The 6,512-nt window shown below is 66.8% G+C and carries 7 protein-coding genes; 6 read left to right on the top strand and 1 reads right to left on the bottom strand.

The window, feature by feature from the left end; translation table 11 throughout:
* The first annotated feature begins 253 nt into the window (after positions 1-253).
* From AB4Z47_RS15945 to AB4Z47_RS15970, 6 genes are all read left to right on the top strand, one after another.
* The gene (locus AB4Z47_RS15945) at positions 254-1,804 is read left to right on the top strand and encodes a Mu transposase C-terminal domain-containing protein (RefSeq protein ID WP_441951543.1); all 1,551 of its coding nucleotides are present in this window, start codon (positions 254-256) and stop codon (positions 1,802-1,804) included.
* Positions 1,801-2,256, top strand: coding sequence for a TniB family NTP-binding protein (locus tag AB4Z47_RS15950; protein WP_441951545.1), 456 nt, complete (start codon positions 1,801-1,803; stop codon positions 2,254-2,256). The genes AB4Z47_RS15945 and AB4Z47_RS15950 overlap by 4 nt, the downstream gene beginning before the upstream one ends.
* Complete coding sequence (locus tag AB4Z47_RS15955) at positions 2,156-2,710, top strand: TniB family NTP-binding protein (RefSeq protein ID WP_441951546.1); 555 nt, start codon at positions 2,156-2,158, stop codon at positions 2,708-2,710. The genes AB4Z47_RS15950 and AB4Z47_RS15955 overlap by 101 nt, the downstream gene beginning before the upstream one ends.
* A complete protein-coding gene (locus AB4Z47_RS15960) occupies positions 2,707-3,204 on the top strand; it encodes a TniQ family protein (protein WP_441951547.1) in 498 nt (165 codons plus the stop codon). The genes AB4Z47_RS15955 and AB4Z47_RS15960 overlap by 4 nt, the downstream gene beginning before the upstream one ends.
* Positions 3,201-3,968, top strand: coding sequence for a hypothetical protein (locus AB4Z47_RS15965; RefSeq protein ID WP_441951548.1), 768 nt, complete (start codon positions 3,201-3,203; stop codon positions 3,966-3,968). Before AB4Z47_RS15960 ends, AB4Z47_RS15965 begins: the two co-directional genes overlap by 4 nt.
* Positions 3,969-4,215: 247 nt before the next feature.
* Positions 4,216-5,160 carry a recombinase family protein gene (locus tag AB4Z47_RS15970; RefSeq protein WP_441951550.1) on the top strand — a complete coding sequence of 315 codons (945 nt, stop codon included), beginning with the start codon at positions 4,216-4,218 and terminating at the stop codon, positions 5,158-5,160.
* Positions 5,161-5,332: 172 nt separating this feature from the next.
* Here AB4Z47_RS15970 and AB4Z47_RS15975 read toward each other — a convergent pair whose 3' ends face one another.
* A complete protein-coding gene (locus tag AB4Z47_RS15975; protein WP_441951551.1) occupies positions 5,333-5,980 on the bottom strand; it encodes a hypothetical protein in 648 nt (215 codons plus the stop codon).
* Positions 5,981-6,512: the final 532 nt, after the last annotated feature.

Below are 6,512 nucleotides of genomic sequence, written 5' to 3' on the forward strand. Positions count from 1 at the left end.
CACGGGAACTGTCAATGTTCGAACTCCTCTGCACTGTTGTCATGGGGGTTCGGCTCTGTATGCAGCGGACTTCGAACATCGACGTGTCGCGAACTCGCTTGCACTACCGTGCTTTTCGTTCGAACTCGAGTGCACTGGGGGTTGTGGTTATGGCCGAGGATACGGTGGCGGACCGTGGTGTGGTCACCGCAGGCGAGGCCCATTGGCGGTGCGTCGGGCGGAGGTGATCGGTCGCCTCGCGCGCCACGATCGGGTGAGTGCGGAGGCCGCCTCCGAAGCCTGCTCGGAGCTGGGGTTGAAGCGCCGGCAGGTGTATGCGTTGGTGAAGCGGTGGCGGGCTGGGGATGGTCTGGCCTCGGATCTGCTGCCGGGTAGGTCGAGTGGCGGTCGTGGTGGTGAGCGGCTGGCCGATGAGGTGGAAGCGGTCGTGCGGAAGGTGCTGCGGACGAGGTATCTGACGCGGCAGCGTCGTTCGGTGGCGGTGATCTGCCGCGAGATCGCCCACGAGTGCCGGGCCAAGGGCCTGCGCCCGCCGTCACGGTCGGCGGTAGTGCGGCGGATCGGCCGGTTGGACCGGGTGAAGGCGGTCACGGTGCGGGAAGGAGCCGACGCAGCCCGCACTCGGCGGGCGGCGGGTGGTTCCACGCCACCGGTGCAGGGGCTGCTGGAACGGGTGCAGATCGATCACACCCCGGCGGATGTGATCGTGGTCGATGAGCTCCACCGGATGCCGATCGGCCGGCCGTATGTGACCGCGGCGATCGATGAGGCATCGAAATGTGTTCCGGGACTGGTGATCACCTTGGAGGCGCCGTCGGCGACGTCGGTGGGTTTGTGCCTGGCGCAGATGGCGATCGACAAGCGGGCCTGGCTCGAACGCCTGGGCGTGGATGCGGTGTGGCAGATGAGCGGTAAACCGGTCCAGTTGTATGTCGATAACGCCGGTGAGTTCAAGAGCGAGGCATTGCGTCGCGGCTGCGAGCAGCACGGCATCGTCGTCGGCTATCGGCCGCCGGGCGCTCCGCACTATGGCGGCATCATCGAACGCCTGGTGGGCACCATGATGCGGCTGACCCATGAGCTGCCGGGCACCACGTTCTCCAACCCGCGTGAGCGCGGCGACTACGACAGCGACGCGAAAGCTGCTCTCACGCTGACTGAACTGCAGCGGTGGATGGCGCTGGCGGTGGCCTGCTATCACGGTGAACCGCACGACGGCCTGGGTGGGCGCACGCCGGCGGGGGTATGGGCGGACAAGGCCGCCGAGCAGGGAACCCCACCGACGGTGACCAACGAGACCGCGTTCCTGGTCGACTTCCTGCCGGTTATCCGGCGGTCGCTGACCCGCAGCGGATTTCGGCTCGACCACGTCCAATACTATTGCGACGCACTGAAACCGCTGATCGCGCGCCGTGAACCTCTCGGCAAGCTCGTGTTGCGCCGCGACCCGCGCGATATCTCCCGTATCTGGGCTTTGCATCCGGACACCGGTGAATACCTCGAGGTGCCGTACCGGACGTGGTCACGTCCGGCGATCAGCGTGTGGGAGCAGACCGCCGCGGTGGCGCGGCTTCGGGAGCAGGGCCGGACCGAGGTCGACGAGGACGCGCTGTTCTCGATGGTTGAGCAGATGCGCCACATCACCGACACCGCGACCGCGGCCAGCCGCAAGGCCCGTCGCGACGGGCAGCGTCGCCGGGACAACACCCCACCGCGGCGGGGCGCGGATCCGGTTGTGCCGCCGCCGCCCGAGGGTTCGGTGGCCGGGCCGGTGGCCCCGTTCGAGGTGATCGAGCAGTGGTGAGCGGTGATCCGGATCTGTCGCATCTGCATCCGTCGGCGCGGGAGATCGCGATGCTGCCGGGCCCGGACCGGTTGCGGTACGTGCGTGGGGACCGGTGGATCGGCTACACCCGTGCCACCGACGCCTTGACCAGGCTGGAAACGCTGCTGGACACGCCCAGCAAGCAGCGGATGCCGAACCTGCTGATCGTCGGCCCGACGAACAACGGCAAGTCGATGATCATCGAGAAGTTCTGCCGGAGTCATCCGCCGCTGTCGCATCCAGATCGTGAACAGATCCCGGTGCTGACGGTGCAGATGCCGTCCGAGCCGTCGGTGACCCGGTTCTACACCGCGCTACTGGCCGCCCTGGGTGCGCCGATGCGGGTCCGCGCGCCACGGGCTGGCCGATCTCGAGCAGTTGGTACTGAGTCTGTTGCGGGCTACTGGTGTCCGTGTGCTGGTGATCGATGAACTGCACAACATCCTCGGCGGCCGCAACGGCGCTGTCCGGCGGGAGTTTCTGAATCTGTTGCGGTTCCTCGGCAACGAGCTGCGGATACCGCTGGTCGGGGTCGGAACCAACGACGCCTATCTGGCGATCCGATCGGACCCGCAACTGGAGAACCGGTTCGCCCCGTTCCTGCTTCCGCGGTGGCAGCCCGACGCTCAGGGGTGTGCGTTGCTGGCCAGCTTCGCCGCCGCGTTCCCGCTGCGCCGGCCCTCGCCCATCGGGACCGCGGAAATGGCCACCTATCTGCTGACTCGCAGCGAGGGCACCATCGGCGAGCTGACCACGCTGCTGACCGATGCCGCGATCGCGGCCATCGAGTCCGGGCAGGAAGCGATCAACCAGCGCGCGCTGGCGATGGCGTCCTATGTCGGGCCGACCGAACGCCGTCGGATGTTCGAACGCGAACTGGCGTGACCGCGCCATCCACACGATGGCCGCTGCATCCGCAGCCGGAGCCCTTGGAATCGCTGTCGTCCTGGCTGGGGCGACTGGCCGGGCTCTACCGGATGCCGGTCAAACAGCTTCTCGCCGCTCTCGTTCCCGACCACCCAAGCCATCTCATCGAGCGAGACTGGTGGGAGGTTCCCGAACCGTTGGCGAAAGCGCTGGTCGAGCGGGCCGGGGTCGATCCCGGACACCTGAAGACAATGACGTTGGGCGGGTGGACGCCGTGGTTGCTCGACAAATCCAGCGTGCGCGATTTCGAAGCGCAGGAAGTGTTCGATACCTACGTGCGGCAGAACTCTGTGCTGCTGCGCCCCGGCGAGGCCGGCCGCAACCACGTGACCGCGTCTAGACACTGGCGCGGACCTGGATGCCGGGCCCCACCTACCGGCAGCGGCACTGCCCGGTCTGCTTCACCGACCCGGCCCGGCCCCGCGCGCTGGCATGGAAACTGCCGCTGGTGACCAGGTGCGCCGAGCACGGATGCCGGCTCATCGACGACCGCGATACCTGGAAGATGCTTCTCCCCGAACCCGAACGCCCCCAAGCGATCCCGGTTCCCGAACCACTGGCCAGGCTAGACCGCCTCACTTATGCGGGTCTGGCCACCGGCCAGGTTCGCCTGCCTGGCCGCCCGGTCCACGTGGCCGTGTGGCTGCGCCTGCTACGGAGCCTGCTCGACGAGGTCAGCCTGCTCGACCGCCGCCAGTGCACCACGACGCGCCTCGAACTGATCTGGCAGACCCCCGGCCGCGGGCCGCGCGGCGGGCTGAGCGCCTGGAAACCCTACGAACTGATGGAACCGCCGATGCAGGAAGCGATGCGCCACGCGGCGGCGGTCGCGCTCGACCTCGTCGCGGCGCGGCGGATCACCGCCGACGGCGAGTTCGCCTCGGCGCTGGTGACCCCGCCGCACACCCCGGTGTACGAGGGAGACAGACCGACACCGCTGGTGACCGCCTGGAGGACCGCGATCACCGAGGTGACCGCAGCGATCGACCGCGCCCGCGTAGATCCGGCGACCGCGCAGCAGCTGCTCGCGCTGGCGACCCTGTCGGTCCGGACGCTGGAGCACTTCGAGCGCGAATGCGACTTTCTCGTCGCCCTCGGCATCCCCACCGACTTCCTGCCCACGACGACCGAGTACGCCACACGGCTGTGCCCGATGTGCGACGACGACGTCTTCGCAGTGATCCGCAAGATGGGCATGCGCCTCGACCTCCCCTAGTGGATCGGCGACCGACATGGCCTGTCGGTCCAGGCTCGCGAGCGCGGACCCGACCGCCGAAACGGGATCCGTTGATGTCGTCAAATGACCCTTTGACGACATACCCCAGGGGCGCGCTTCCGCACACTCGGATCGTGCGAAAACGTCCCACCCGATCCAATGCGATCCAATTCCGATTGACGACAGGGTTTTACGACAGATAGAACTGCGAACGGACGCCACACCGGGCAACGGAAGGGACTCTGCGATGGCCGAACTCGTCTACACCCGGGTATCCACCGACGAGCAGAGCACCGACCGCCAGACCCACCTGCTCGCGGAGGCCGGCTTGGTCGACGGTGCCGACGGCGTGCGGATGTTCGCCGACCCGGCGACCTCGTCCAAGATCCCCGCACTCGAACGCGAGGGCTTTCGCGAGCTGGCCGGATACGCGCGGCCCGGTGATCGGCTCACCGTGTCCGAGCTGTACCGGTTGTGCCGCGACCTCGCCGACATCCTGGCCGTCCGCGGCTGGTGCCAACAGCACTCGGTGAAACTGCGGGTGCTGTCCGGAGCGTTGTCGGGCATCACCGACCTGGCCGCGACCGACGCGACTACCACCAGGCTGGTCAACGTGCTGATCTCGGTCGGCCAATTCCAGCGCGACCTGCAGAACGAACTCACCCGCGAGGGCCTTGCCGCCGCCTGGGCACAAGGCGCCAGATCCGGACGCCGCCCGCAGGTCGCCACGATCGGGGCAGTGGACCAGGTGCGCCAGGAATACCATGAAGGGTCGAGCATCGCTGCTCTGGCCCGCCGGCACCGGGTGAGCCGGGTCGCGATCCGCACCGCCGTCGCCGACCTTCTGCCCGGCCGCCCCGAACAACCCGCACCCGCTGGCGTCGACGAACCGCGCCCGATCCGAATTGAGATGCCGGGCAAGATCGCCCGCCATCTCACCGGCCACACCGCCGACCTCGGTGAATCCGAGCGTCACGCCCTGCAACACGGCCTGGAAGTACGACGCGGCCAAGGCTACAGCCTGCACGTCCCGCGCCGCCGCACGTCCACCAGGCGCTGCTGGCCGCGGCCGAAACAGTCGGTGATAGCACGTCGGCCGCCGACCGCAAGGCATACCGGATCTATCGGGATCGACTGCACAACGCGACTACATGATGATCACGAGCGGGTGTTGGGGTGTACCCCAGAATGACGCCGAATTATCTCTACACCTGGAACCAGGTGGTGATGCGGACCTGCTCGGGTCAGATTGGCGTGTTGGTCTGGGGAGGCAGGTCAGCGCATCGAATCACCTTCGTGCGCAACTGCCGACCGTCTCAGGCCTGTTGGCCTTCGTCGCTTCAGGCTAGCGGTTTCGTCACCGGCTAGGACGCTCCGCCGATGGGGTGGTCGGGATATACAACAGCGCTGGTGAAACAGAACCAATACCAGTCGCCGCTGAGGTGATGGGATGCGCCTGTCGCGGGCCGGTGGCCAGAAAGATTGGCAAAGCCACTTCCCTCCGAGCAATGGGCCGCCATAGGGCCAGTCCTGAAGTAGATGCCGTCGTTGAGGCGTTCCACACCGCGAATGCGATAAAGGCCGAGGCGGTCACCTTCGAACGTCCGTGGATCGATCCCGGCACTCACCTGCTGTGCCGCATCGTCGAAGGCGTGCGCCGAGAGGTGCCAGCGCGCAGCCATTGGCAGGTCTGCGCTCCATAGAATGGCCGTGAGCGCGACTATCAGTGCGGAAGCAGCCAGGGGGCCGAGCTCAGGTACCCGAAGCCGCCGGGATCGGACTGCCAGGATCGGGTAGACGATGACCACGGTCCACACCACAACCGCCACGAATGTCCCCCCGAGGATCTGCAACGGGGACAACGACATCAGCTCGGCGTTGGCCGGCTTGCTCGCCGGGACGAGTATCCCAAGGCAGGCCACGATGGTGCAGACGAGCAGAAGATACCTGCGAAGCCGTGACAGCAATCGTCGGTTCCCCGGTCGGCTTTTCTCGGTGTGGGCCGTGCTCATGCCGGGAGCCTAGACTCCAGCCTGAGATCGTGGGTGTCGGCGTGTCGCCGCCGGTGAAAAGCTGGCACCGCGTCGTCAACAGCGATGGATGGCCGAACAGGTGGACCCAGACCTATCCGCCTGGCTGGCCGCCGCCATCCCTGCCTACGCGCGGCACCGACTGGGACTGCACCAGCCTCCAGACGGCCGGCTGGCATGAGTGCACAGAGTTCGGACATCCGTGCAGCCGACTACGGACATTGACATTTCCGAACCTGACCCATCGCACCGGCCTCCCACCACTACCGCAGATAGTTTCCCGACTCGTCCTCGCGCGAAGGGCGCATCGCGCCAGGACGAGCACGAGATTACCGCACATAGTAGGACACTATGTGCGGTAATATGCTTAGTACTCCAGCCGCACTTCGTTATATATGGAGTGTCTTCGCTGGTAGTGGGCTTGTTTTGCCCGGTATTGGTGGCGGCGGCGCCACTGTGACCATCGCCAGATGGTGGCGCGGTCGAAGGTGTGGGTGATTACGTGTGCCAGTAG

Source organism: Nocardia sp. 2TAF39 (genome assembly GCF_052114905.1).
Lineage (GTDB): Bacteria > Actinomycetota > Actinomycetes > Mycobacteriales > Mycobacteriaceae > Nocardia.

Excerpts from the sequence above, each read along its gene's own strand:
- AB4Z47_RS15970 (WP_441951550.1), top strand. The coding sequence starts at position 4,216 with ATGGCCGAACTCGTCTACACCCGGGTATCCACCGACGAGCAGAGCACC.
- AB4Z47_RS15975 (WP_441951551.1), bottom strand. The coding sequence starts at position 5,980 with ATGAGCACGGCCCACACCGAGAAAAGCCGACCGGGGAACCGACGATTG.